General features: G+C 46.1%; 17 protein-coding genes. 12 read left to right on the top strand and 5 right to left on the bottom strand.

The window, feature by feature from the left end; all coding sequences use genetic code 11:
• The first annotated feature begins 713 nt into the window (after nucleotides 1–713).
• Together NDI35_RS18145 and NDI35_RS18140 are read left to right on the top strand one after the other, a co-directional pair.
• A complete protein-coding gene (locus tag NDI35_RS18145; protein WP_445313957.1) occupies nucleotides 714–5963 on the top strand; it encodes a PAS domain-containing hybrid sensor histidine kinase/response regulator in 5250 nt (1749 codons plus the stop codon).
• A gap of 5 nt (nucleotides 5964–5968) precedes the next feature.
• Nucleotides 5969–7297 (top strand): hybrid sensor histidine kinase/response regulator, encoded by a 1329-nt coding sequence (locus NDI35_RS18140; protein ID WP_445313956.1) that lies wholly within the window; start codon nucleotides 5969–5971, stop codon nucleotides 7295–7297.
• 19 nt (nucleotides 7298–7316) lie between these two features.
• Here the strand turns inward: NDI35_RS18140 and hpsU are convergent, their stop codons facing one another.
• On the bottom strand, nucleotides 7317–7994 hold the full coding sequence (gene hpsU / locus NDI35_RS18135; RefSeq protein WP_445313955.1) for a hormogonium polysaccharide biosynthesis acetyltransferase HpsU: 678 nt from the start codon (nucleotides 7992–7994) through the stop codon (nucleotides 7317–7319).
• Nucleotides 7995–8049: 55 nt separating this feature from the next.
• Between hpsU and NDI35_RS18130 the strand changes: the two genes are divergently transcribed.
• Both NDI35_RS18130 and NDI35_RS18125 read left to right on the top strand, forming a co-directional pair.
• The gene (locus tag NDI35_RS18130) at nucleotides 8050–8847 is read left to right on the top strand and encodes a cation diffusion facilitator family transporter (RefSeq protein ID WP_445313954.1); all 798 of its coding nucleotides are present in this window, start codon (nucleotides 8050–8052) and stop codon (nucleotides 8845–8847) included.
• Nucleotides 8848–8886: 39 nt separating this feature from the next.
• On the top strand, nucleotides 8887–9495 hold the full coding sequence (locus tag NDI35_RS18125; RefSeq protein ID WP_445313953.1) for a hypothetical protein: 609 nt from the start codon (nucleotides 8887–8889) through the stop codon (nucleotides 9493–9495).
• Between the two features lie 133 nt (nucleotides 9496–9628).
• Here NDI35_RS18125 and NDI35_RS18120 read toward each other — a convergent pair whose 3' ends face one another.
• Complete coding sequence (locus NDI35_RS18120) at nucleotides 9629–10546, bottom strand: glycosyltransferase family 2 protein (protein ID WP_445314032.1); 918 nt, start codon at nucleotides 10544–10546, stop codon at nucleotides 9629–9631.
• On the opposite strand from NDI35_RS18120, the gene NDI35_RS18115 reads away from it, so the two are divergent.
• Entirely contained in the window at nucleotides 10473–10685 is a 213-nt protein-coding gene (locus NDI35_RS18115) for a hypothetical protein (protein ID WP_223300923.1), read from the top strand. The two genes, NDI35_RS18120 and NDI35_RS18115, sit on opposite strands and share 74 nt — an antisense overlap.
• A gap of 1 nt (nucleotide 10686) precedes the next feature.
• On the opposite strand, the gene NDI35_RS18110 is transcribed toward NDI35_RS18115, so the two are convergent.
• Complete coding sequence (locus NDI35_RS18110) at nucleotides 10687–11658, bottom strand: glycosyltransferase family 2 protein (RefSeq protein WP_445313952.1); 972 nt, start codon at nucleotides 11656–11658, stop codon at nucleotides 10687–10689.
• Nucleotides 11659–11851: 193 nt separating this feature from the next.
• Here NDI35_RS18110 and cobU point away from each other — a divergent pair, with 193 nt between their 5' ends.
• The 3 genes from cobU (at nucleotide 11852) to NDI35_RS18095 (ending at nucleotide 15277) form a co-directional block, all read left to right on the top strand.
• Nucleotides 11852–12427, top strand: coding sequence for a bifunctional adenosylcobinamide kinase/adenosylcobinamide-phosphate guanylyltransferase (gene cobU / locus NDI35_RS18105; protein WP_445313951.1), 576 nt, complete (start codon nucleotides 11852–11854; stop codon nucleotides 12425–12427).
• 277 nt (nucleotides 12428–12704) lie between these two features.
• Nucleotides 12705–13130, top strand: a complete 426-nt coding sequence (locus tag NDI35_RS18100; protein ID WP_445313950.1) for a hypothetical protein — start codon at nucleotides 12705–12707, stop codon at nucleotides 13128–13130.
• Between the two features lie 77 nt (nucleotides 13131–13207).
• On the top strand, nucleotides 13208–15277 hold the full coding sequence (locus NDI35_RS18095; RefSeq protein WP_445313949.1) for an ABC1 kinase family protein: 2070 nt from the start codon (nucleotides 13208–13210) through the stop codon (nucleotides 15275–15277).
• A 79-nt stretch (nucleotides 15278–15356) separates the two neighbouring features.
• Here the strand turns inward: NDI35_RS18095 and NDI35_RS18090 are convergent, their stop codons facing one another.
• On the bottom strand, nucleotides 15357–16343 hold the full coding sequence (locus NDI35_RS18090) for a hypothetical protein (protein ID WP_445313948.1): 987 nt from the start codon (nucleotides 16341–16343) through the stop codon (nucleotides 15357–15359).
• Nucleotides 16344–16789: 446 nt separating this feature from the next.
• Between NDI35_RS18090 and NDI35_RS18085 the strand changes: the two genes are divergently transcribed.
• The 4 genes from NDI35_RS18085 to NDI35_RS18070 all read left to right on the top strand — a co-directional run bounded on the left by NDI35_RS18085 (nucleotide 16790) and on the right by NDI35_RS18070 (nucleotide 19973).
• Nucleotides 16790–16972 carry a hypothetical protein gene (locus tag NDI35_RS18085; protein WP_445313947.1) on the top strand — a complete coding sequence of 61 codons (183 nt, stop codon included), beginning with the start codon at nucleotides 16790–16792 and terminating at the stop codon, nucleotides 16970–16972.
• A 26-nt stretch (nucleotides 16973–16998) separates the two neighbouring features.
• Nucleotides 16999–17313: a hypothetical protein gene (locus NDI35_RS18080; protein ID WP_445313946.1), complete on the top strand. Its 315-nt coding sequence runs from the start codon at nucleotides 16999–17001 to the stop codon at nucleotides 17311–17313.
• A gap of 265 nt (nucleotides 17314–17578) precedes the next feature.
• Entirely contained in the window at nucleotides 17579–18157 is a 579-nt protein-coding gene (locus tag NDI35_RS18075; RefSeq protein ID WP_445313945.1) for a Uma2 family endonuclease, read from the top strand.
• A 469-nt stretch (nucleotides 18158–18626) separates the two neighbouring features.
• A complete protein-coding gene (locus NDI35_RS18070; protein WP_445313944.1) occupies nucleotides 18627–19973 on the top strand; it encodes a hypothetical protein in 1347 nt (448 codons plus the stop codon).
• 192 nt (nucleotides 19974–20165) lie between these two features.
• On the opposite strand, the gene NDI35_RS18065 is transcribed toward NDI35_RS18070, so the two are convergent.
• Complete coding sequence (locus tag NDI35_RS18065; protein WP_445313943.1) at nucleotides 20166–26132, bottom strand: calcium-binding protein; 5967 nt, start codon at nucleotides 26130–26132, stop codon at nucleotides 20166–20168.
• Between the last annotated feature and the right edge of the window lie 280 nt (nucleotides 26133–26412).

Raw genomic sequence — 26412 nt, 5'->3', positions numbered from 1 at the left:
ATTAACTCGATTCGAGTTTATCATACTCTCCACTAATTTTTTTTAAGTCCCGTTATCAACTGAAGCAGGGATTATTCAATGACTATTTAAGTGGACAAGTCAAATATCCAAGTATTACAATGACTTTAACTGGTGGGAGAGATATTGCTATTACTCTGCCAGTTGCGTCAGTCTTGTGTATATCTAAGTGAAAATTTAAGGGATTTAGCTAAAATTGATAACGTTCCAAGAATACTTGGCATTCTACCGACATGGGGGACTAACTATAACTTAATCGCATTTGTCAATCCGTAATTTTACTTAAAATACTGCTTGTTTAGGAGTAGAAAATTGGCGAGTTGGGGGTGAGTGGGCATAAATATGGTGCGAGGCATGATTGCTCGATCGCGCAAATCTAAGTTCTCCACCCAAAACCTGAGTAAATGCTGAGCATAATTGCTGCTTGACAAAGGCTTCCCTAGGTTAAGTTGTGAGCAATGTTCTACCGACAGGATTGATTAGCAATAGAATTGATGAGAAATAGAAATACTTGGCGATCCATCCGAAGAATTAAGGGAAATAGTGTCGCAAGGGATACATATATAGCCGATTGAAAACCTAATGGTCGCCCTACTGAACGTTTTCTTCAGTACCCAAATTGGAGCCAAGGAAAACCTTGCGATCGCGTAATTGGAAAGAAGTTCTAGAATTATAGCTGAAATGCACGAGCCAACATGAGCAAATTCCCACCAGAGAAAACCCAACCGCCACGGCAAGAGAGCACAACAGCACAGGTATTGCGACAGGCTCACTTCGACGCTTTTTTTGCGGGTGCCAACGCCGGAATGGTGATTTTTGACCGCCAACTTCGGTATGTCCAAATAAACGAAGTTCTGGCAGAGATCGATGGCATTTGTGTGGCAGACTATATTGGTCGGTCGCTGCCTGAAATGCTGCCAGAATTGGCTCCGACTCTGGAACCGATGCTGCAAGGCATTCTGGATACGGGCCAGCCGATACTTGAGTGTGAAGTAGTGGGTGAAACGGCGAAAGAACCAGGCATCATCCGCTACTGGGAAGCATCTTACTATCCTTTGCGGGATGAAAATGGCATCATTTTTGGTATTGGTGGGATTGTAATTGAAATTAGCGATCGCAAGCGGGCAGAACAAAAGCAGGCAAGACTGACGGCAATTTTGGAAGCAACTTCCGACTTAGTAGGAGTTGCGGATGCCAGTGGACATAACGTCTATCTCAACCAAGCCGGACAGGAAATGCTGGGGATTTCCCCAGAAGAAGCACGATCGCCGTTTACTATAGATTCTGTATTAGCTCCCTCGGCAAAGGCAAAATTCCACAACGAAATAATTCCAACCGCCTTGCGAGATGGTAGGTGGGCTGGTGAAATCCTATTTTTGTCACGCGATGGGGAAGAAATTCCAGTCTCCCAGGTTTTGATCGTCCACAAAACCGCAGCGGGTGAAGTCGAGTTTATTTCCACTATTGTGCGGGATATTCGCGAACAACAAGCTGCACTGCGCGATCGCAAAAAAGCAGAGGAAGAACGGCAATTGCTTGCTACCACGATCGAGAATAGCCGTGACTTTATAGGCGTTGCCTCAATGGATGGTCGCCCTATACTCGTGAATCAGGCTGGTCTGGATTTGGTGGGACTCAGTAGTTTGGAGGAAGCCAGAACCAAACACATGAACGATTTCTTCATGCCAGAAGATATGGAATTCGTACAGCAGTATATCCTGCCTGCGCTGATGCAAGAGGGAAGTTGGCGGAGTGATTTCCGCTTCAGAAATTTCGTGACAGGTCAACCCATCGCGGTAGATTACACCCTATTTCTGATTAAACATCCAGAGACTAATGAACCCGTAGGGATTGCCACTATTACGCGGGATATTCGCGATCGCAAAACCGCAGAAGATGTCCTGAAACAAAGTGAAGAAAGATTTCGTTCTTTAACCGAAGCCACTGCTCAAATTATTTGGATCTGCAATGCGGACGGCGAAATGGCGATCGAGCAACCTACTTGGAGTGCATTTACAGGACAGACCTTTGATGATTACAAGGGAAGGGGTGGGAGCAACGCTATCCATCCAGACGATCGCTCGTCTATTGCCACTGCCTGGTTAACTGCTGTTGCCAATCGATCGTTCTATGAATCTGAATTCCGTATGCGTCGCTATGACGGGGAATATCGCTACATGAGTTGTCGTGGTGTACCAATTCTGAAGGGGGATGGTTCAATTGGGGAATGGGTTGGGGCTATTACAGATATTACCGATCGCAAACAAGCTGAAGAAGCTCTACGCGAACAGCAAGCTGTGTTGCGCGATCGCAACGTCTTGCTGAGTTCTATTTTGGAAAGTACGCCAGACATAATAGTTGTTAAAGACCGGGAAGGTCGATATGTTGCCCTTAATTCCTTTGTGGCAAACTCCTTCTTTAACGGTAAACCCATAGAGGAGATTGTGGGTAAAGATGATACGGAACTGATGCCCCCGGAGGCCGCCGTTCCAATAATGGCAAAAGACCGCGAGATTATGGCAGCAGGCACTACTGAAACCTACGAAGAAGAAATTTTTAATGGTGAGACCAGCAATTATTTTTTAACCACCAAAGCCCCTTGGCGGGACGGTCAAGGCAATATTCTCGGTATTATCGCCATAGCACGAAACATTAACGATCGCAAACAAGCTGAAGCCCAGATGCGCGATCGTAATGCACTGCTAAACTCGATTTTGGAAAGTACACCAGACTTCATTGTTGTTAAAGATCGGGAAGGGCGTCATGTTGCCCTTAACTCCAATTTGGCAAACTTCATAGGCAAGCCAATTGAGGAAATCATCGGCAAAGATGATTTGGAATTACTGCCGCCTGACAGTGCCCGTGCAATTATGGCGAAAGATCGCCAACTCATGGCAGCAGGAATCACTGAGAGTTACGAGGAAGATGTCTCTCAGGGTGAAACCACGGTGACCTTTTTCACTACAAAAGCTCCTTGGCGGGATGCTAATGGTAATATCCTCGGCATCATCGCCACAACACGAGATATTACCGAGCGCAAACAAGCCGAGCAAACACTCCGTCAAACCTTAGAAATACTGGACTTAGCCAGCGATAGTATCATTATTCGGGATATGGATGACCGCATCATCTACTGGAACCAAGGTGCAGAAAAGCTCTATGGTTGGACAAAAGCGGAAGTAGTAGGGGAGTACATTCACACATTCTTGGAAACCGTCTTCCCTACACCGTTAGAAACCGTAAGGGCAGAGTTTTTCCAGCACGGAAGTTGGGAAGGAGAATTGCAGCACACCACCCGCGATCGTCGGCATATTATTGTCGCAAGTCGCTGGACATTACAGCGCGACGGCGAAGGGAAGCCTTGTGCCCAACTGGAAATTAATAATGACATTAGCGATCGCAAACAAGCCGAAGATGCTATCAAACAAAGCGAAGGACGCTATCGTTCGCTAATCGCTGCTACGTCCCAACTTGTCTGGACAGCGGATGCTGAAGGAAGATGCGTGGATCAACCGAGTTGGAGAGCTTACACCGGACAAACCGAAGCTGAGATGGCTGATGGTTTTGGCTGGTTAGATGCAATTCACCCGGACGATCGCGAACGAACGGCTCAGGTGTGGATGGAAGCAGTGCAAACGAAAACTCTGTATGACATACAATATCGAATCCGGGGAGCGGATGGAAACTATCGTTATTTTCAACTTAGAGGGGTACCAATTCTGGATGAAGATGGCAGCATCCAGGAGTGGATTGGCACTTGTACCGATATCCACGATCGCAAACAAGCCGAAGATGCTCTAAAACAAAGCGAAGAACGCTATCGATCGCTAATAGTTGCCACATCCCAAATTGCCTGGACAGCCGATGTGGAAGGAAGATGCCCGGATCTACCGAGTTGGAGAGCTTACACCGGACAAACCGAAGCTGAGATAATTGGTTTTGGCTGGTTAGATGCAATTCACCCGGACGATCGCGAACGAACGAATCAGGTCTGGATGGAAGCAGTGACAACGAGAACCCTGTACGACATAGAATATCGAATCCGGGGAGCGGATGGAAACTATCGTTATTTTCAAGGTAGGGGAGTACCAATTCTCGATGAAGATGGCAACATCCGGGAGTGGGTTGGCACTTGTAGCGATATCCACGATCGCAAACAAGCCGAAGATGCGATCAAACAAAGCGAAGAACGCTATCGATCGCTAATCGCTGCTACGTCCCAAATTGTCTGGACAGCGGATGCTGAAGGAAGATGCCCAGACCTACCGAGTCTGAGAGCTTACACCGGGCAAACGGAAGCTGAGGTGGTTGGTTCTGGCTGGTTAGAGGCAATTCACCCGGACGATCTCGAACGAGCGAATCAGGTGTGGATGGAAGCAGCGCAAACGAACAGCGTGTATGACATAGAATATCGACTCCGCGGAGCGGATGGAAACTATCGTTATTTTCAAGCTAAAGGGGTGCCAATTCTGAATGAAGATGGCAGCCTCCGGGAGTGGGTTGGCACTTGCACCGATATCCACGATCGCAAACAAACAGAAATCGTACAGGCAAAAGCCAGGGAAGCTGCAGAAGCAGCTAGTCGGGCCAAAAGTGAATTCCTTGCCAACATGAGCCACGAGTTGCGAACTCCCCTTAATGGCATCATGGGATACGCGCAGATTCTTCAGCGTTCCAAAGTCTTGAATGAAGAAGAGCGATCGCGCATTGATGTTATTTATCAGTGCGGTTCGCATTTACTAACGTTAATCAATGATATTCTCGATTTGTCGAAGATTGAAGCACAGAAAGTCGAACTAATGCCCACGGATTTTCATTTCCCGGCGTTCCTGCAAGGTGTAGCAGAAATGTGTCGCATCCGAGCTGAAATTAAGGGAATTCACTTTCATTTTCCATCCAGCCCCGAACTCCCGATCGGTATTCGTGCGGATGAAAAACGCTTGCGACAAGTGTTATTTAATCTTTTGAGCAACGCTATTAAATTTACGGATGAGGGCAGTGTTACTTTTATAGTCAGTTTTGCAACAGAAGGAAAAATTCGCTTTGAAGTACGCGATACAGGTACCGGCATTGCCCAAGAGCAACTCCAAGCTATCTTTCAGCCCTTCGAGCAGGTTGGAGATCGCAAACGGCAGACGGAGGGCACCGGGCTGGGATTGGCAATTAGCCAAAGGATTGTAGAACTAATGGGCAGTACCATTCAGGTTCAAAGTGAGATGAATGTTGGCAGTATTTTCTGGTTTGATGTTAGTCTGCCTCAAGCCGATGAATGGGTGAAAACGTCTCAAATCGACCATCACGGGCAGATTATCGGCATCAAAGACCGCCAACCTAAGATTGTGGTTATTGATGACAAATGGGCTAACCGTTCGGTAATTAACAACTTGCTCAGTCCGATCGGCTTTGAGGTGTTTGAAGCGAACGATGGGCTTGAAGGCTGGGAAAAAATTATAGAGGTGCAGCCAGATTTAATTGTTACCGACCTATTAATGCCAGAGCTAGATGGCTTCGAGGTGATTAAGCGGGTTCGAGAATCGGAAAATTTCAAAGACACCGTTATTATTGTCTCTTCTGCCAGCGTATTTGAAACCGATCAATACAGAAGTTTAGAGGCAGGAGGCAACGCCTTTATTCCAAAACCTATTCAGGCAACTGAACTCCTACAAAAATTACAACAGTATCTTGATTTAGAATGGCTTTATGAAGTTAATGAAGATCCACTGGTGATCGGCTCAGACACCGATGAGCTAATTGCCCCGCCTGCTACAGAAATGGAAATGCTATATGAGCTAGCTATGAAAGGAAATTTCCTAGAAATAGTTAAGCAGGCGGTATTACTGGAAGAAATAGATCCCCAATACATTCCCTTTGCTAAAAGATTGCATCAAATGGCAAAGGACTTTCAAGACGAAGAGCTTTTAACGTTTATTCAGTCCTACAAGTAAGGTTTATGAATTCAGAAATTCAAGCAAATGGTACGATTCTTATAGTTGATGACAATTCAGCTAACTTGGGTGTCTTATCTGATGCCTTAAGCCAAGAAGGATTTGAAGTTCGGGTTGCGAAATCTGGCAAAATGGCACTAGAGCGAGTCAAATATGCTCTCCCCGATCTAATCTTGCTAGATGTCATGATGCCAGAAATTGATGGATTTGAAACCTGTCGTCGATTACAGGCTAATCCAGAAACTAAACAGATTCCCATTATATTTATGACTGCTCTCTCGGATACGGCTAATAAAGTTGAGGGGTTTAAGCTTGGGGCTGTAGATTATATTACCAAACCCTTCCAACAGGAGGAAGTATTAGCTCGCGTCAAGCTGCATTTAAAGCTTCATGTTCTAGCTGATAAATTAGAAGAAAAAAATACCTTATTGGAGCAAAAAGTTTTAGAAGTCAGCCAAGCCTATGATGATTTAAAACAAATGCAACTTAAGTTAATCCAAAGCGAGAAAATGTCCGGCTTAGGGCAAATGGCCGCTGGGATTGCTCATGAAATAAATAACCCTATAAATTTCATATCTGGCAATCTGGGTTATGCCAAAGAGTACGCTCATAACTTACTAAAAATTATACACCTCTATCAAGAAGATTATGTAAATCCCACCCCTCGGATTCAAGCAGCAATGGATGAAATAGAACTGGAATTTGTGGAGGAAGATTTTATCAAAGTTCTTAACTCAATCAACTTAGGAACGCAGCGCATCCAGGAGATTGTCAAGTCTATGCGAATCTTTTCTCGCCTAGATGAGGCAGAGGTGAAAGCTGTAAATATTCATGAAGGAATTGATAGTACACTCACCATTCTGCATCATCGTTTAAAAGCCAAACCAGAGCATCCTGAGATTGAACTAATAAAAAAGTACGGTCATCTTCCACCAGTAGAATGCCATGCCGGACAATTAAATCAAGTGTTTATGAATATTCTTTCCAATGCCATTGATGCTTTAGATGAATCGAATCAGCAGCGTTCCTTCGCAGAAATCAAACAACACCCGAACCGCATTCAAATCTGTACAAAAGTAATTGACGAGAATTGGGTTGCTATTCATATTAGTGACAACGGTCGGGGAGTTAGCGAAACTTTACAACCGAAACTATTTGACCCTTTTTTTACCACCAAACCTATCGGTAAAGGAACTGGGCTGGGGTTATCTATCAGTTACCAAATTATCGTGGAAAAGCATGGGGGACGATTATACTGCCAGCCTGGATTAGGAAAGGGAATAGAATTCGTCATTGAAATTCCTATTCGGCAGCAAGCTTGTAAAGCTGCTTAGTTTCCCGGTGCAATGTCTCTTACGAACTTTGGTTAATTTCTCGCTGACAGCGGGGACGACAAGGTGTTCCTGTGCAAATAAAGCCTGCAGGCATATTTTTAAAGACGCTGCTGCGAGCTCCGATTAAAGCATTTGCACCGATTTCTACACCAGGGCCAATGAAGCAGTCGGCGGCAATCCAAACGCCGTTATTAATGATCACAGGTGCTGTGATTAAGCGAAAGGCTGGGTCTTGAGGGTCATGAGTGCCGGTGCAGAGGTAGCTTTTTTGAGAAATGACGCAGTGTTTGCCGATCGCAATTCGATCGAGACTGTACAATACAACATCATCTCCGATCCAACTGTAGTCTCCGATGGCAATTTTCCAAGGATAGGTAAAACGAGCCGTGGGGCGGATAATCACACCGCGACCTATTTTCGCTCCAAATAACCGCAGCAACCCCCTTCTGATGCGATTAAAAGGGTGTGGAGTGAGAGGAAATGCGATCGCCTGGACGAACCACCAAAGCAAAATGAGCCAAGTAGGCTTTCCTCGATCGAACTTTGATTGATCGTAGCGGCGCAAATCAACTAAAGATTCGCCTGTCAAAGTATTTGCGTGATTGTAGCTAATTGCACGATCGTTTATTCCCGAATTTGGGGACTTTGCGATAAAATTTTCCGGATCTTGGTTCGGATTTGGTATATAATCGGTCATTGATAGTTAATTTAATGTTTAATTTAAAATCGAGTTTAACCTTAAGGGCTGCTGCATGACATTTCTAGTTAAGGAAAATTTTGACTCTGAAAACGCCAAGGATACCGCACAATGCGAGAATATAAATCCCAGAATTGGCAAAGTGCGACTTTTACAAACAGCATTGGTATTGCTTAGCAGCTTTTTTGTAGCAGAGTTAATCGCTGCACTTAATTCTCATAGTTTGTCCCTATTAGCAGATGCGGGTCACGTTTTTTCAGATGTAGCAGCTTTAGCAATAACTTTGACAGCGACTTGGTACTCCTCAGTCAAACGCAAAAGTAAATCCATAGATTGTACGATCGCACAATCGTCAATCCCTGAACGAGGAGAAATCATTGCTGCTTTAATTAATAGTATCAGTTTAGTGGCGATCGCCCTTTGGATTGCTGCTGAGTCGATCGCGCGTTTGCAGGCCCCAACTCCCGAAGTAGAAGGGCTGCCGATGTTAATTACCGCCGTAGTCGGTTTAAGCATCAACTCGATTAATGCTTGTTGCTTGCATTCCTGCTGTCACGGCGACTTAAATCTCAAAAGCGCCTTTCTGCACGCAGTCGCCGACATTTTTTCGTCGGTTGGAGTAATTTTAGCTGCGATCGCCGTAGCGTGGCTGCACTGGAATTGGGCTGATGGCTTGATTAGCTTGCTGGTATCAGCATCAATTATTTTATTAACTCTACCATTGCTAATCGAAAGCATCCAATTGCTGCTGGGAAAAGTATCAGAAATATCAGCCAGTCAACAACCTTGTGATTGCGAAAAAGTGAGCGCCGAAAAATTGCTTTTTCCCTCCCTAGAAGAACTCATCAAATAACATCTGTTTATCTCCCTTAACCATAGAAATAGATAACTAATGTCCTACAGTGATTTTACTTTAAATCGAGTAACTAAAGACTTTAATTTAACGATTTCCGAGCGCTCTAATATTTTCACAGAAATTCCCGAATTAACACCAAGCGATTTTCTCCAAGAAACCCTGCGCGATAATCTAGCTTTAGCCCTTAGTAGCAATACAGAAAAAGCGCGATCGGAATTAATTATTGCTCCAATTCTCGTCGAACTCAGAAAACAATTAAATTATCAAATTAGCTGGTTTTCTGGCATTGACTTTAGTGTGGATGCCAGTAAAGGATTAAACGGCAGTTGTGATTTTATCATCAGTCAATCACCTGAACTTTTATTTGTTACTGCGCCCGTTATTACCGTCGTAGAAGCTAAAAAAGAAAATATTTTGGCTGGCTTGGGACAATGCGTAGCGGAAATGTTGGCAGCGCAAATTTTTAATGAAAAGGAAGGCAACGAAATTCCAGTGATTTACGGTACCGTTACCACCGGCACTAACTGGAAATTTATGAAATTAACAAAACAGACGATCGAAATTGATTTAGTCGAATATTTTATCAACGATTTAGGTAAGATTTTAGGTATCTTAGCAAGTGGCCTTCACTCAAGTATTAATTAGCTCAAGAAACCCGGCGGTTAAAATCGCGTCTTGTCAAACGAAGTCCCTCAGTAACAGACTAAGAGAGACTCGCCGGTTGAAACCGTTTCTGCACACACTTTCATCCGGATGGTGCGCGGACTAACAGATATTCTCACGGCAATTTCACTTCTGTCTCCTGAGTGATAACTACTGGCTGCGACAGAGTAGGCTCAGGTTCTGCCACATTCAACTGACCCCCACAACAACGCAACTCGTAAAGTTTGGCATTAATTTGATACTCATATTGACTCAATAACCTTGCATAAATATAGCCAGCTTTTCCATCCAAAAAGCCGAGCTGAATAAAGTAAAATAACATAAATCTGAGCATTGGTTTAAAAGGCAGCCGCACCCAAACTTTTTTGAGAAAGCGTTTTCGCTGCACTGCATCTCCAAATAAGTGAGCGCCAATAGTACCGCTGTCGTCGCGCCCTTCAATAATATTGTAATAAACGCGAGCTTCCCAATTAGAATAGCGGTTGTGCCGTTCTATCCAGTGAAATAAATCGCGATAATCCTCGTGGATCATGTCATTTTTTAAGTAGCCGACTTGACCAGCTAAAATGACGTGTTCGTGAACTTCGTTGTCGCCAGTATTGGGGACGGATTCAGTGCCGAGATTTTCGTAACGTCCTTTTTGATGCTTGAACAAACGCAAATTCCAGTCGGGATATCGGCCGCCGTAACGCAGCCACTGACCTAAAAAGAAGACTTTGCGGTTGAGGTAGTAGCCGTCAAAATTGGGGTCTTCGATCGCCTGTGCGATTTCGTCCCAAAGTTCCGGCGGAATGCGCTCGTCGCAATCGACAATTAATACCCATTCGTTGCGAAAGGGTAGATTGTCCAAAGACCAATTTTTCTTTTTCGGCCAGCGGTTGTCGAAGTAAAACTGCACTACTTTTGCGCCGGTGCTGATAGCAATTTCTACCGTGCGATCGCTGCTTTGGGAATCAACCATGAAAACTTCATCCGCCCTGGCAATGCTGGCCAGACACGCAGGTAGATTAAGTTCTTCGTCTTTTGCCGGAATGAGAACTGAAACCGGAATCTTGGATGAACTAGATGTCATAATCGAGTGCTTGAACCTAAATGCGGTCGAGTTTTGGTGGATGAAGTGCGATCGGCACAGCCGCGCCGACGACTTGAGCAGCGAGGGATATTGCCTATAGCCTAATGCCTGCTGGTCGATTTCGGTGCAAAAATTAGGCCGCGGATGGCTGCGCTCAAATAACCGATTTGACCCCAGGCAAAAACGAAATTTTCAAAGCGCAGCCCTGGATCTCTAATATATTTAAAAGACTTCCAGACACCCCTCAATATTCTTTCACCCCCCCGCCCAAGCTGAGCAATACCGGCTCGATCGGACAATTGTTCGCGATAACACTCGCTGATGCCTTGCCACCACCCGCGCTGTAGAAACCAAGCTTTGTTGAGCCTTTCTGCAGCGACATTGTGAAGCACCAGGGCCTCCGGTAGATAAACTACTTGCCAACCTAACTCTAAAGCTAATTCTGTGGCCCGCAACTCTTCATTTGACAGCAACTTTTTGCCGACTCTACCGAGTTTGACATCGAAGCCGCCAATTTGTTCGAGAAAAGCGCGCCGGATTGAGTAGTTTACTCCCCTGGGAGTCAAACCGGCAGCAGTCACGTACAGGCAAGTGTCGCCTAAATCGTATGATCCCAAGTTCTGGGCTAATCCCGGCGACAGCCATTCGGGCGGGCTGACTCCAGAAGGCCACAGCAAATTGACTTTGCCTCCAGCTACGGCGAGTTTTTGATTGCTTTGATAAGCGCTGTGCAGCACCCTGAGCCAATTCGGCTCAGCAATAGCGTCGTCGTCGAGATAAGCTAATATTTCACTGCGAGCTTGCTTAGCGCCGGTGTTCCGGGCTACTGACAGACCGATTTCGGGTTCCCAGACGTACTTGAGGCGCCGGTCGCCCTGTCTTGCTTCTACCACCTCGCGGGTGCGCGAAATCGAACTTTCGGGGCTTGCATAATCGCTAGAAGCGTTATCCACTACTACTACTTCAAAGTTGTCGGGAAAATCCTGTACCAGCAAGCTGTCGATCGCCCCACCTAAATAGGCGGCGCGATTGTGGGTGCAAATAATTGCTGATATCTGAGGATGATCTGGCATAAATAACAGCTTGGGAAATACGGGGGTTCTCGATCGACTTACTCTGATATTGTCTCATCAATGCTATTATCGCTTAAAAAGCATTTGGTAGTTGGCCGTTTAAATCATAATGGGTAATGGGTAATGGGTAATTGGTTATTGGTAATTGTGTTTAATCCTTTGTATCTGACTAATGACTGCTGACTAATAACTAATGACTAACTCAGAACCCACCACATCTAGACAATTAATCTTAGTAACTGGACCGGCCCGAAGTGGCAAAAGTGAATGGGCCGAAACTCTGGCTGCGGGTTCGGAAAAACAAGTAATATATGTGGCTACCGGCCAGGTTGATGAAGCCGATTTGGAGTGGCTTCGTCGCCTCGATCAGCACCGAAGTCGCCGTCCAGTTGATTGGGCAACTCTAGAAGTGCCGATCGAATTATCGGCCGTTGTGCGGGCTAGCAAGCCCTCAGATTGCTTGTTGATTGATTCCCTGGGAACTTGGACGGCAAATCTTTTGGAACAAGAAGCTGCTGTTTGGGCGACTACGCAGCAAGATTTGCTAGCTAGTTTGAAGTCGGCGGCGGCTGATGTAATTTTGGTAGGGGAAGAAACCGGATGGGGTGTTGTGCCTGCTTATCCGGCGGGGCGGCTGTTTCGCGATCGCCTCGGCAATCTCGTCCGCCACATCGGGGCGATCGCCGATAATGTTTATCTCGCCACCGGAGGTTACGCCTTGGATCTAAGGGCTCTGGGTACCCCGCTGCCGCCTGTAGCGAAAAATTAACAGCCGGAGTAGCGATCGACAAGAGAGAAAACATCTCGGTTTCCCGATGGACAATTTTAACTGAAACTCAGGTATAATTTTAACTAAGATTGAAAAGTCAAGAGTCACATAAATTAGTCAAAAAACCTACTTCCTAGGGGGAACAGCCCAACAATTTGACATGAGGAATAGCCAAATTTTGAAATTATGTAAAAGCTAAAATGTCTCTTAAGAAAGAGCGCTAATTTCAAATTAAAAGTCTAAAATAATCAATTAGTTGAAGGGTAGACTAAAAGTTATGGCATCAGATAGTGAAGTAAGAAAATATATTGCTTACTGGTTTCAGTTAGGCAAAAAAGTATTAATTCGCAACGGTTCCGAAGCGCTGCTGCCCAAATCGGTAAACGCGGGCGATCGCTACAGCCAGGAATTTGAAGACTGCTGGCAAAAAATCATCTCCCGCGAAAGCGGAGACTGTTACCTCGAAGGCACAAACGAAACAATTGCCCAACTGCTGACACCAGCTTGGGAAATCAGTGCCTGCGCCCGCTGCGCTATGCCCGTAGTGTTCAAACAAACCGGAATGCCCCCGGAGTTCTGTCCCTGTAACGACTTACCGAACTGGCCCGATACCGAAATGCCCCAACCTCGATCGCCCGTCAGCAGCCAAGCGCAACTATCAGGCATTCGCGATCGACTCAAAAGATCCAGCAGCGGCGAGTAAGTATATAAGAAGGAAGAAGGGTCTTCTTCCTTAAATTGTTACAATATATTTACAATGCTTCACACTAGGTCTGATTTATGAATGTCAAGACAGTATCGCCAGCCTCCCCGCAAACTTATGTAAATTCAGGGACTCAGGCTGTACTCGGCAATTTCCAAGATGCAAATACAATTCCCCTGCAAGCAGTACCAGTATCACTAGAGACCGAGGTCGTAACGGGCGATCGGCTCAAATCAGCCAGAGACATAGCTTTCGAGTTGGCCGGAGATGCTGTTCGGTACGATCCAGTGGCGATCGCAGCGCTGTACCGAAATCGACCTCTACAAGTCTGGGGAAGGCTGTCGAGCGTTGTTTGGACATTTTTTAGCTTTGCCTTCAGTGTGTGGTTCGACGGCAAAACAGGTCGTACCGCCACCAACCAAAAGCGTCGCGCCGTCCGATTGCGAGAAATTCTGGCCCAACTCGGCCCAGCTTTCATCAAAATCGGACAAGCACTCTCAACACGGCCCGACTTAGTACCGCCAGTATATTTAGAAGAACTAACAACGCTGCAAGACCAATTGCCAGCATTTCCAAACGAAGTAGCATATCAATTCATCCAAGAAGAATTGGGCGCCCACCCCAAAGACATCTACGCAGAAATCAGCCCCGATCCGATCGCCGCAGCATCTCTCGGACAAGTCTACAAAGGCAAACTCAAAACCGGAGAAACAGTCGCAATCAAAGTCCAGCGACCCGGTTTAGCCGAAAACATCGGCTTAGATATCTACATCCTGCGGCGTCTTGCAGTTTGGGCACAAAACAACTTCAAAATAATTCGCAGTGACCTCGCAAGCATTATGGACGAGTTGGGCGAGCGCATTTACGAAGAAATGGACTACACCCAGGAAGGTCAAAATGCCGAACGGTTTGCCCAACTCTACGGCCACATCAAAGACATTTATGTTCCCAGCATCTACTGGGAATATACCCGCCGCCGCGTCTTAACAATGGAGTGGATCACCGGCATCAAACTTACGAATTTAGAAGCCGTTAAAGCTCAAGGAATCGATGCTCCTTACTTAATTGAAGTGGGTGTGCAGTGTTCTCTCAGACAACTCCTAGAACACGGTTTCTTTCACGCTGACCCGCATCCCGGCAACCTTTTGGCAACTCCTGACGGTCAATTGGCTTATCTCGATTTCGGGATGATGAGCGAAGTTAAACCTTATCAGCGATACGGCTTGTTGGAAGCTGTCGTGCATTTGGTGAACCGCGACTTTGAAGGTTTAGCAAAAGATTATGTCAAGTTGGAATTTTTAACACCAGACACCGATTTGACGCCAATTATTCCAGCTTTGGCCAGCGTATTTAACAATGCTTTGGGCGCTAGCGTTGCCGAACTAAATTTCAAAAGCATTACTGACGAACTTTCGGCAGTGATGTACGAATATCCTTTCCGAGTTCCAGCTTACTATGCTTTGATTATTCGATCGCTCGTTACGTTAGAAGGGATTGCCATTAACGTTGACCCCGAATTCAAAGTGCTGAGCAAAGCTTATCCTTACGTAGCAAAACGGCTGTTGAGCGACCCCGCACCGGAATTGAGAGCATCTCTGCAAGATTTGCTGTTCAAGCAAGGCGAATTCCGCTGGAACCGCTTAGAAAACTTGCTCAACAATGCCCGCGAGAGTGAGGACTACGATGTCAGCAAACTCTTGAACCAAGCATTAGAATATTTATTTTCTGAAAGAGGAGATTTCATTCGCGATCGTATTGTCCTCGAATTAGTCAAAAGTCTTGACACACTTTCCAGCAATGCTTTTGCTAACGCCAAAGCAGTCGTCGGCGAATGGTTTGGAGTCAAGGCAAATCAACCTGTGGTTTCACCAACTGAACAAAAAAACTTAGAACACATCAAGCGGATTTGGGATATTTTGCAATCAACTCCCGGTTTTGACACGATGAAAGTATTGCAACTACTTCCGCAGTTGTTGGTAAAACCGGAAGTGCAGAATATGGGGCAGAAAGTAGTCGGCGGTTTAGCTCAAAGAGCAGTTGCTAGGGTAATTCGCGAGTTTTTGCTTTCGCAGGAACCGGCAGCAATTCCTGAGAATGGAAGCTACCCTAAAACTTCGCCTCAGTTGTCTTTACCTGCTGCGAAGTAGTTTAATTGGGCGTTTTTTTGACCGCCGATATTAGCAGATAAACACAGATGAACGCAGATGAAATTTCGTCTGCGTTCTTTTAATTAAGCTTAAATCCTTTAGCGGCTAATTGCTGGCGGAGACTCTGAATCATCACGCGATCGAGAGTATTTTCACCACTATTGGTACTAGATTGGCGCTGTTGTTCAATATATGCTGTACGCTTTTGAGATAAGTCGCGGATCGTCTTTTTAATCGCCTCTCTTTCGGTTTTCTTTCCAGCTACATATGCTCTTTTTTCGGTTAGCGTCATCCCTCGCATGATTTCTGGTAAACTATCATCTGATATGGCCTCTAGTTTAACTGTTCCGTTTTCGAGAGCATCGAGTAAGTCCCAAGAAGCATTATCATAGTATTCAGAAGCTTTGGACGCACTACGCGAAGCAAAATTGGTGCCAGAATTACTATCTTCAACAGCCTGACGTTGTTGTCCTATTCTTCCTTCTCTACCGTAGGGAATGTAGGTTTGATTGAGTTTAGTATTCCAAGTAGAAATTTCGTCGTCGTAAGGGGACTTAATTACCACAATTTGTTGGTTTTGATTAATATTGAAGCTACTGCCTTTTGCTAACTCTGATCCTGATGCCCAAAGTCTTCGCTCCTGACTTTCGGCTGAACCACAGTAAATTGTATTAACGAGAGTATCTCCTTTGACAGCGAGATTGACCGATTGATTCCAAACTATTGGGCCTTGATCGAATGGTTCATTACCCGCAATAAAAATCACGCGAAAGTCTTCCTGATTTTTACTCCAGTTTAATTCTTGCATTGCTGAACGAATTACCCAGCCAGCATATTCTTGACCGCCGTTGGTTTTGATACTAAATAGTTTTTCGGAAACTAAATCTAATTCAGAAGTAAACCCAGTTAATAATCTGACAAAACCTTCCGAAGAAGGTAAAGTGTCATTACCATAATGGTAAAGGGCAACCTCTAACTCTGGCACTTCGCCATCTTTGGTTACTTTAGTTAAAAAATTAACAATTTGCCAAAGTTGAGTACGAGTCTGGTCAATCAATCCATCCATGCTATTACTAGAATCTAACAGGATGGCTATCTGAATTTTGGCTTTAGCGAAAGCTGCTGTGGGGGAACACAGGATACTTAGGGTTAAGGCTGTAGTGAATAAAATTCTAGTTAGTTTCTGCATGGAATTTCCCCTAACAAATGATTTTTTTCCAATTATAGTCAGTGGGAAATGGATTTAGTCACTGGTGTCAAGTTACTTGTAACAACATTTTACATTTTTCAGAAACGGGCAAGATGCCCGTTCCACAAAAGTTATTAGTAGGGTGTGTCAGCTATGATTATTTTCGGTTTAAACTAAAAATCTAATAGCTGACGCACCACACAAAACTCAAGGTGCGTCAGAATTATATTTTTGGTGATGATTCATAATTTCGCAACTGACGCACCCTACCACTATTCGCAAAAAACTCGGTTTCTGGGCACTCATGAGAAAATATTGGTAAGATGGTAATCATCGATATTGAGACTGGTGATTACGAAATTGACAAAAATGGCTTGCACGCATCAAATAGTGTCAATGAAAGACATCCAAATGCTCGATTATTTGGAATTCGCATTGGTTACAACGTAGCAGCTTCTCTTGGTGCCGTGATGGATTGGTGTAAAATAAAAGTCCGTTTGTTCTAAAACACGTCGGTGATGGATGGTGCTTTATGTCTCATGCTAATCTAGACGATCGAGAAATTGTCCAACGCGGAAAAGCAATTTACGAGAATCAAATTCGTCCCAAAATAGAAACTCAGGAAAATATTGGCAAAATTATTTCGATCGACATTGAAACTTGTGATTACGAGATTGACAGCGATTTGCTGGTAAATCTTCCCGTAAAAATTGTTATAATTCAGATCGTTTCCTGGGAGCAAAATCATCCAATGCTAACCCTAGACCAGCTTATTTCCGAAGAAACTGCCCTACCTGATACCGCCAAGGCTATCCTCCTCGACAAGATCCTAGAAAGCATGACATAACAGATCGATCGAGATGTTTTGAACGAGGGCGTACAGAAAGCTCAAGACCGCATTGCCGAGATAGATAGTAGCACAGTCCAATCCATTCCAGGCGATGTTGGCTTGGCACAAGTTCGACAATTGCTAGGAAAATAAAAGAGGATCGTAAATCTCACATCTCCAAGCTCAAATCGATCGAGGTAACTTACGTAAGTTTACCAGATAGTGTCACTTTTTATCGAGTTGTGAGTTGGTATTATTAACTTTTGATTAAGGGAGTATTGTGATGATAGCAGCACGAGATAACGATCGGCACTTTACACCGGAAGAGTATTTTAGTTGGGAAGAAAAGCAGCTAGAAAAACACGAACTGATCGATGGTCGGGTTTATGCAATGAGTGGTGGCACTCAAAATCATAGTGCGATCGCTATAAATTTCTTGTTATCGATTAGATCTCATCTGCGGGGAAGTAATTGTAATGTTTTTAACTCAGACTTAAAGGTTAACATTCTTAATACTCCTAACTATACGTATCCAGATGTGAGTGTTACTTGCGATAATCGAGATCGAGAAAATGCTATCTATATTACTTATCCCTGCTTAATTGTGGAGGTTTTATCGGATAGCACCGAAGCTTACGATCGAGGGAAGAAGTTTGAAAAGTATCGCCGCAACCCCAATCTTATCGATTATGTATTAGCAAGTTCTGATGAGGTGGCTATCGATATTTATCATAAAAATGATGCTGGTGAATGGGTGATTTTGAGCTATCGGGAGGGCGAACGGGTTGAGTTTCAAAGTATCAATCTAAGTTTGCCGATCGAGCAATTATATGAGGAAATTATTTTCGAGCGACAGCCCTAGATATACCATCCTTACACGTTATATTTTAGAGGCAATTCTGGTAGAGCCATTCGAGCAATAAGATTTTTCAGAGGAGGTAATTTTTGATGAAATTATGTAAGGATTTGGCGATCGGTGAGGTTAATTCCAAAATCTCAAATCTCAAAGCTTAAATCGATAGAGGTAATTTACGTAAGTTTACAAAATCATGTCACTTTTTCTCATCAGCAGGGCGATCGGGGTGGTTTATTTTTTGAGTCAAGGCTGAGCAAAAGGAGTTCAGACTGTTCAGAGTTAAACCGCAGATGCTCCGGATCAGTCGATCGGAAAGAGTATTGTACTGTAATTGCGGGACAATTATAAGTTAGACCACCTTTATCCTTTGTTAGGACGCAAGCAAATGTGCATATTTCTCCGGATAGACCCATAGCTTTAGAGAATTTAATTGATCAGCAATCAACTACAGTTGACAGAGAGGGAAAATACAAATATGAATAAGGCATCCGTTCCTCCATTACTTGTCAATGGCTACGCTAAAACAAAGCTCGTTCCACCCCGTTTCAAAAAGGATGACTTTGCGGTAACTCAAGCTTTTCGATCTAGAGCACGTTTCTTTTCTTTGCTGGAAGCCGAAGAGCGATTGAAGCGGCTTGACCAACCTCGACTCATATCGAGCCTTCATGGTCAGATTGAGCAGATTTTACTGACAATTCCATCGTGGGTCTTCTTTCCAGAGAATTCTCCTGACGAAACCTCACTCATACAAAAATATGCTGACGCATTTCGTCGCATCCTTCAGACTTTACCTACGAATACGAAATTTTTAATTCTCATCAACGAAATATCTCAAGATCGGCTGACTCAATGGACAGAGGAATTTGGGATTACTGAGAGAACTGAAATTGTCACAACTGACAACACTACAAGGTTCACCGTCTGGGCACAGGATGCTTACTGCGTTTGTGATGACAAGCTGGATAATGAAAAATATTTTGTCGAACCTGCAAGCTTTAACCGTGCTGACGATGCTTATATAGCCGATCGTGTTGCTACAAAAACCAACCTTGAAAGCACACAAGTTCAGCTTTACTTTCAAGGGGGAAATATCCTAATCGGTGATGATTTTTGGTTCATCGGTGCAGATTATCCTGAAAACTCCCTTGATCTTGGATTTGTCATTCCAGCACCTGGAGAATCTGACGCGAAGGCTATTGCTCGTGTATACGGCAATTATCTTGATAAAAGTAGAAAGCTGATTGTTGTTGGCTCTAGACTTCCTGTTCCTTCACAAAGAGTAAGACCAATTACAATAAATGGGGAGTCTTGGCAAGAAATTCTTTACTTTGGTAACAACAAAGGTACTGTCCAACCTTTGTTTCACATTGATATGTTTATTAGTCTTGCAGGGCGTAGTGATAGTGGTAAATATCGTGTTTTAGTTGCTGATCCGGCTATGGCTGCTAGTATTCTTGGCGAACCGCTGCCAGAGGGTGCAATGCAAGATGTTTTTGATGATATTGCCTCAAGTTTGTCCGAAATCGAGTTTGAGGTAATTCGGAACCCAATGCCAATGGCATATGACGATGATGATATTGATAAGGTGCGTTATTGGTATTTTGCAACTGGAAATAATGTAATTATTCAAGACACACCAAAAAAAGTTTGGCTACCAACCTATGGACACGATCAATGGTCAAAGCTTTCTCTAACAGACCAGAAAAACAAAGAAATTTGGGAATCGTTGGGATACAGCGTTGAAATGCTTCCAAATTTCCATCCCTTTGCGGCGAATCTTGGTGCAGCTCATTGCATAACCAAGTACCTCTACCGTATGTAGGTGTGTAATAAGCGCGTAGTCGGTGGTCTAACAATCCTAGTGCATGAAATACTCCATAATTTAGGCTACGACCATCCACAAGCAAAGGGAGACTTCATCTCACCATAACTACGGGAGAGCCATAAAAACCCGGTTTCTTCAAGAAACCGGGTTTTTAATGTATTCGATCGCCCTCAACCAAACCTACAATTACTACAAGGTCGAAATGCCAGTCAAATCGCTATTTGCTAGTGGATTGCTGGGACTTGCAGCCGGAGTAATTAAGAGGCTGTTGTCATTGGCAGAAGTATTAGCAATTGGGGAAATCGCACTATTAACAGTCGTGCCGTTCAAAGGAATAATTGGCTGAGTTTGAGCGCTGGTTAGAGAACCCAACAAGCTGTTAGTGTCGTAGATGAGGATGTCATCATCAGTTTCACTAAAGGTAATCATGGTGGGAATTGCACCGCCATTCAACAAGATATCGTCGGGGATAGTATTGGCAGAAGTTACTGTCAAATTATCTGGATTAGTCGCTGTTGGTAATGGTTGCAAGGTGATATTTGCTGGTGCAGTAGTCGTGGTATTTGGCTGACTAATTGCTGCGGTAGTCGTGCTGTTTGACTGGCTAATTGATGCAGTAGTCGTGCTGGATAAGCTAGTGTTAGAACTGCTATCGATCGCACTGAGAACATCGTCACTATCAACAGGTTCGCCGGTTAAAAGATCGATATCCGAGGGAGTATTGAAAACTCCAGGCAGCGGGGCTCCAGGGGTAATGGAAATAAACCGAGAACTGTCGATCGCACTAAATTGAGTATCTTTCACCCAAGCTAAATGTTCGCCGGTGCCTGCGATGCTAATCAAAGCATCGTTAGTATAATTTTCGCCGCCTTGAACGATTTGCAATTGGTCAAAAGTGAGGTTTTGTGAGAGTCCGAAGTAATCGCGATCGGCCTGGAAGTAGAAAATGTTATCAAGTCCTGAACTTGGTGCTAGCACAAATATGTCGGAACTACTGCCTCCAATCAGCGAATCTTGGCCGTTCCCGCCCTTGAGCACGTTGTTACCTTCGCCGCCGTAGAGACTGTCATCGCCATCGTTACCGTTAAGGCTGTCGTTGCCGCTGCCACCATTTAAGAAGTCGTTGCCATTACCGCCATCAAGGGTGTCATTGCTGCTGCCGCCGTCGAGACTGTCATCGCCTTCGTTGCCCAACAGGTAGTCGCTGCCAGCTTCCCCGGTTAGCAAGTCGTTGCCGCAACCGCCGTCAAGGGTGTCCTTACCGGCACCTCCCAGCATGGTGTCGTCCTCGCATTCGCCGAACATTAAGTCGTCGCCGTTACCTCCGCCCATCCAGTCGTTGCCACCACCACCTGTGAGGGTGTCGTCGCCGGAATCGCCTGTGAGGGTGTCATCGCCGGAGTCCCCGAAAACCATGTCGTTACTGGCGCCGCCGTCCATCATGTCGGTTTCGTCGCCACCGTAGAGGGTGTCTTCCCCTACTTCGCCTAACATCGTGTCTTGCCCCTGACTGCCAAACATCAAGTCGTTGCCGGCACCTCCGAACAGTTTGTCGTCGTCGATGCTGCCGTCAATTTTGTCGTTGCCGGCACCTCCTAATAATTGGTCGTTGCCGGTACCGCCGAACAGTTCGTCGTTGCCTGCGCCGCCGTCGATGGTGTCGTAGCCGGAACCGCCGTCGATTTTGTCTTCGCCTGCTTCTCCAAAAATCAGGTCGTCGTCTTCGTCGCCCCAAATGTTGTCGTTGCCGGCGTTGGCGTTGATGAAGTCGTTGCCGGCTTGAGCCCAAATGTTGTCGTTGCCGTCGCCGCCGAGAATCGAGTCGGCGCCGGAACCACCGTCGATGTTATCCTCTCCGGTTTGTCCGAGGAGGGTGTCGGCTGCATCTCCGCCGTAGATTTGGTCGCGGCCGCGGCCGCCATCAATGAAATCTTGGTCTTCTCGGCCGTAGAGTTCGTCGTCGCCGTCGTTGCCCCACAGGGTGTCATTTCCGGTACCTGCATCGATGAAGTCGTTCTCGTCGTTGCCTTCGAGGCTGTCGTTGCCAGATTGACCTAAAATTCGATCGCGCCCTTCTCCCCCTGCTAAAGTATCGTTGTTAGCGCCGCCGTCGATGTAGTCGTCGCCGCTGTTGCCGTCAGCGATGTCGTTGCCGTCATTTCCGTAAATGCGATCGACTCCTTCACCTCCTGTCAAGCTATCATCGTCTCCGCCACCTTCTAGGTAGTCGTCGCCATTGTTACCGGAGAGGGTATCTTTGCCGATTTGACCGAAAAGTCGATCGACCCCTTCGCCACCATCAAGGCTGTCATTGCCCGATTCACCCCACAGTTGGTCGTCTCCAGTTTGTCCTAACAGGGTATCGTCGTTATCGCCACCCCACAGTTGGTCGTTATCGGCATTGCCTTCTAAAAAGTCGTTGCCTTGGCGGCCGTATAATTTGTCACGGCCGTCGTTGCCGGAGAGAGTATCGTTTTCGGTGCCGCCATCTACGAAATCGTCGCCTGTTCCGCCAGCTAGGGTATCATCGCCACCTTCCCCGTAGAGACTGTCATTATCTTCGCCGCCGTCGAGTTGGTCGTTGCCGAAACCGCCGAACAGGTTATCGCTGCCGGATTCTCCCAGCAAGTTGTCGCTGTCATCGCCTCCCCACAGAGTGTCGCTATCGTCGCCACCGAGGAGGGTGTCGAGGCCGGATTGACCGAAAATTCGATCGCGCCCTTGATTACCCTGAAGCAAATCATTGCCGGAACCGCCGTCAACAATGTCATCGCCACGGTTGCCGATAACCGTATCATCACCGACTTGTCCGAACAGACTGTCGTTATTTTCGCCACCGTCGAGAATGTCGTTGCCGTCGCCGCCTTCGAGGGTATCGTTTTCAGTACCGCCATTGAGAGTATCGTTGCCGAGTTCCCCAAAAAGTCGGTCTTTTCCTGAGTTGCCTTCCAGGATGTCATCGCCACCGAAGCCGTAGAGAGTGTCGCTGTCAGCTTGACCGAGAAGGGTATCGTTGCCTTCGCCTGCTAAGAGTGAGTCGTCGCCGAAACCGCCTTCTAATAAATCGTTGCCAGCTTCGCCGAACAGGGTATCTTTGCCGTCGCCGCCGTAGAGGGAATCGTTGCCTTCGCCAGCATCAAGGATGTCATCGCCGTTTTCCCCAAACAAGTAGTCATCGCCAGCTTGGGCTGATAAAGTATCGTCGTCTTGACCACCCCAGAGATAGTCATTGCCAATTCCGGCATCGAGAATATCTTTGCCATCGCCGCCGTAGAGGGAATCGTTGCCTTCTGCTGCATCGAGGGTGTCGTCGCCCGCTTCGCCAAACAGGTTGTCGTCGCCTTCTTTGCCGAGGAGGATGTCGGCATCGTCGCCACCGTAAAGTTGGTCGTTGCCGAGGCCGGCATTTAGGGTGTCTTTGCCGGTACCGCCGTAGAGATAGTCGTTGCCTGTTCCGGCGTCTAGGGTGTCGTCGCCTGCATCGCCTGCGAGAGTGTCGTTGCCGGCTTCGCCGATTAGGGTGTCGGCCTCGTCGCCGCCGGAGAGTTCGTCGTCGCCTGTGCCACCGTAGATTAGGTCGGTGTCTCCTTGTCCGTAGAGTTTGTCGTTTTCCCCTTCGCCGTACATGGTGTCTTGGTCTTCGCCGCCGTACACAAAGTCGTCGCCAGCGCCACCGTAGAGTAAGTCTTTGCCTGTTTCGCCAAAAATTGTGTCGTTGCCGTAGCCGGCGTCTCCGGCAACGGTGTCGTCATCGCTACCGGCGTAGATTAAGTCGTCGGCATCGCCACCTCGGATGTAGTCTTGACCGGCTTCACCGTATAGGGTGTCTCGGTCTTGGTTGCCGTAGATGCTGTCGCCGCCTTCGCCGCCGTAGATTAGGTCGTTGCCGAATTCGCCGTAGAGTTGGTCGTGGCCACCGAGTCCGTAAATGCGATCGTTCCCAGCATCGCCAGTGATAACGTTAACGGTATCGTCGCCAGTAATATTATCGTCATGCCGAGAACCGGCGACGTTTTCAATGTCGGCAATTTTGTCTTGATTTCCCCAACCATCGATAGCATCGCCTGTTTGTAAATTCACAGTAACGCCGTTCGGGTCGCGGCGGTAGCTGAGAATGTCGATGCCTTCTCCGCCGTAAAATGAGTCATTGCCGGCATTGCCAATTAATAAATCGTTGCCTTCTAATGCCCAAATTCGGTTATTTTTTTCGTTGGCAATTAAGATATCTTCAAAGCGAGTACCGATGATGTCTTCTAAGTTTCTCAAAGCATCGGTAGTGCCAAAACCGTCTTTACCAGTACCAGCCGCAATTTCAAAGTCCCGTTCGAGTTCGGTGTAATATTCGCTGGGATTAACTGCGGTGACGAATTCTTTGAAACGTTGGTTGGTGTTGTTGTCGTAGTCGCTATTTTCGTCAATATTAACGATAACGCCACTGGGAGAATTGATGTAATTAACGAGATCGACTCCTTCTCCCCCATCAATTAAATCATCGCCGATTTCTCCGATTAACGAGTCATTGCCAGTACCGCCAAATAATTCGTCGTTGCCAGCGTTGCCGTTGAGAGTGTCATCGCCGGCTTGGCCTAGAAGTACGTCGTCATCGAAGCCGCCAAACAGGGTATCTTTGCCGTCACCACCATCAATGTAGTCTTGGCCTTGGCTGCCGAAAAGGTTGTCTTCCCCTGCTTGTCCGTAAATATCATCGTCGTCGGCCCCGCCATCAATGATGTCTTGGCCGTCGCCGCCTTCTAGCCAGTCATTGTTTTCGTTGCCTTGGATGACATCGTTGCCGGCTTGTCCGTAAATTGCGTCATCTCCGGTATTGCCGAAAAGCAAGTCTTGGCCGTTGCCGCCATCGATGAAATCGTCGTCGGCGTTGCCTTCTACCGTGTCGCTGCCGTCTTGTCCGTAGAGGATGTCGTTGCCTTCGTTGCCTTGGATGAAGTCGCGGCCGCTGCCACCTTCGGCGTAGTCTTCGCCGATGTTTCCTTGGATGATGTCGTTGCCAGTTTGGCCGTAGAGTTTGTCATCGCCGATGCCTCCGATGAGGATATCGTTGTCGCTACCACCGTCTAGGATGTCGTCGCCATCTTCACCAAAAAGTTGGTCGTTGCCAGCTTCGCCGTAGAGTAAGTCGGCATTTAATCCACCATAAAGTTGGTCTTGGTCGTCGCCACCATATAAAGTGTCGTTTCCGGCTTCTCCTTGTAACAAATCATCGCCTTCTTCGCCTCGCAAGTCGTCATTTCCACTGCCGCCATTGAGGGTATCTTTGCCAGTTCCGCCGTAAAGAGAATCGTTGTTTTCTTCTCCTTTTAAGTCATCGTCTCCTTCTTCGCCGTAGAGTTTGTCTTCACCTTGGCCCCCGTACAAGGAATCATTTTCAGTTCCGCCGTAGAGAGAGTCGTTGCCATTTTCTCCTCGGAGGTCATCGGCACCTTGTTCGCCGCGAAGTTCGTCTTCACCATCGCCACCGTAGAGGAAGTCGTTATCTTGACCGCCGTAGAGAGAGTCGTTGCCGTTTTCTCCTCTTAAATCGTCGCTGCCTTCATCACCTCGAAGGTCATCATTGTCATCGCGGCCGTAAGCTGTGTCATTACCAGTGCCACCGTAGAATGTATCGTCTCCTTTTTGTCCCCAAAAAAGGTCGTTTCCGCCTTGACCGTAGAAGATATCGCTGTAGTCACCGCCAGTCATTTCATCATCAAAATTTGAGCCGCTGATGATTTCGATGTTGCCAAGAGTGTCTACAGTTTTTTCGCCTTTGACAACAAAGCCATCTTCAACTGTGTAAACATCAAATTTGTCAGCAACTTTATCTGCCCAAACTTTAATTCCAATTGGGCTGCTGGAGTAACTAGCAGTGTCAGTTCCTCCACCACCATCTAAAAAGTCGAAGCCAGAGTCACCGCTTAATGTATCATTGTTATTTCCACCTTGTAGAACATCGTTGCGTTCTCCCCCTTGAATATCGCCATCTTTTTGAATCCAGTCATCATCACCTGTAGAACTTGTGGAGACTTCACCTTTAGGAAAATAGAATCCTTTAGGATGGAGTTCATAGAAAACATTTTTCAAATAATCATCGACAACATCTTTGTGTTTATCCAGGTATACGTTAAATTCGTGTTCGCTGATTCCGGGACTTACCATTCCAACTCCCAATTGGAAAATTTTAGTTAATTTTTCCCATACCAATGGGTTTTGTTGATCTAGTTGAAGCCATGTTACTGGATCGTTGTTCTTGAGATTATTATTTGAAACATTTTCTCCTTTGTATAAATTAAGACCGCCAGCATTTAGATAGCTAGTTGGCGAACCAGGGTAAGAGCATCTCAATCATGCTTGACAAAAGCACTTGAGAATTTGCATCATATAGTCATTGTTCATCGCAGCCCGTTTGATTTTTTGTCGCAGGCTACGCTGGAGAGTT

It is taken from the genome of Microcoleus vaginatus FACHB-2002 (genome assembly GCF_040004035.1).
GTDB classification, from domain to species: domain Bacteria; phylum Cyanobacteriota; class Cyanobacteriia; order Cyanobacteriales; family Microcoleaceae; genus Microcoleus; species Microcoleus vaginatus_C.
Note: the sequence above shows the minus strand (reverse complement) of the source record. Positions and strands in the feature narration are given on the sequence as shown.

Excerpts from the sequence above, each read along its gene's own strand:
- NDI35_RS18145 (WP_445313957.1), top strand. The coding sequence starts at position 714 with ATGAGCAAATTCCCACCAGAGAAAACCCAACCGCCACGGCAAGAGAGC.
- NDI35_RS18140 (WP_445313956.1), top strand. The coding sequence starts at position 5,969 with ATGAATTCAGAAATTCAAGCAAATGGTACGATTCTTATAGTTGATGAC.
- hpsU (WP_445313955.1), bottom strand. The coding sequence starts at position 7,994 with ATGACCGATTATATACCAAATCCGAACCAAGATCCGGAAAATTTTATC.
- NDI35_RS18130 (WP_445313954.1), top strand. The coding sequence starts at position 8,050 with ATGACATTTCTAGTTAAGGAAAATTTTGACTCTGAAAACGCCAAGGAT.
- NDI35_RS18125 (WP_445313953.1), top strand. The coding sequence starts at position 8,887 with ATGTCCTACAGTGATTTTACTTTAAATCGAGTAACTAAAGACTTTAAT.
- NDI35_RS18115 (WP_223300923.1), top strand. The coding sequence starts at position 10,473 with ATGAAAACTTCATCCGCCCTGGCAATGCTGGCCAGACACGCAGGTAGA.
- NDI35_RS18110 (WP_445313952.1), bottom strand. The coding sequence starts at position 11,658 with ATGCCAGATCATCCTCAGATATCAGCAATTATTTGCACCCACAATCGC.
- cobU (WP_445313951.1), top strand. The coding sequence starts at position 11,852 with ATGACTAACTCAGAACCCACCACATCTAGACAATTAATCTTAGTAACT.
- NDI35_RS18100 (WP_445313950.1), top strand. The coding sequence starts at position 12,705 with ATGGCATCAGATAGTGAAGTAAGAAAATATATTGCTTACTGGTTTCAG.
- NDI35_RS18095 (WP_445313949.1), top strand. The coding sequence starts at position 13,208 with ATGAATGTCAAGACAGTATCGCCAGCCTCCCCGCAAACTTATGTAAAT.
- NDI35_RS18090 (WP_445313948.1), bottom strand. The coding sequence starts at position 16,343 with ATGGATGGATTGATTGACCAGACTCGTACTCAACTTTGGCAAATTGTT.
- NDI35_RS18085 (WP_445313947.1), top strand. The coding sequence starts at position 16,790 with ATGGTAATCATCGATATTGAGACTGGTGATTACGAAATTGACAAAAAT.
- NDI35_RS18080 (WP_445313946.1), top strand. The coding sequence starts at position 16,999 with ATGTCTCATGCTAATCTAGACGATCGAGAAATTGTCCAACGCGGAAAA.
- NDI35_RS18075 (WP_445313945.1), top strand. The coding sequence starts at position 17,579 with ATGATAGCAGCACGAGATAACGATCGGCACTTTACACCGGAAGAGTAT.
- NDI35_RS18070 (WP_445313944.1), top strand. The coding sequence starts at position 18,627 with ATGAATAAGGCATCCGTTCCTCCATTACTTGTCAATGGCTACGCTAAA.
- NDI35_RS18065 (WP_445313943.1), bottom strand. The coding sequence starts at position 26,132 with ATGGTAAGTCCCGGAATCAGCGAACACGAATTTAACGTATACCTGGAT.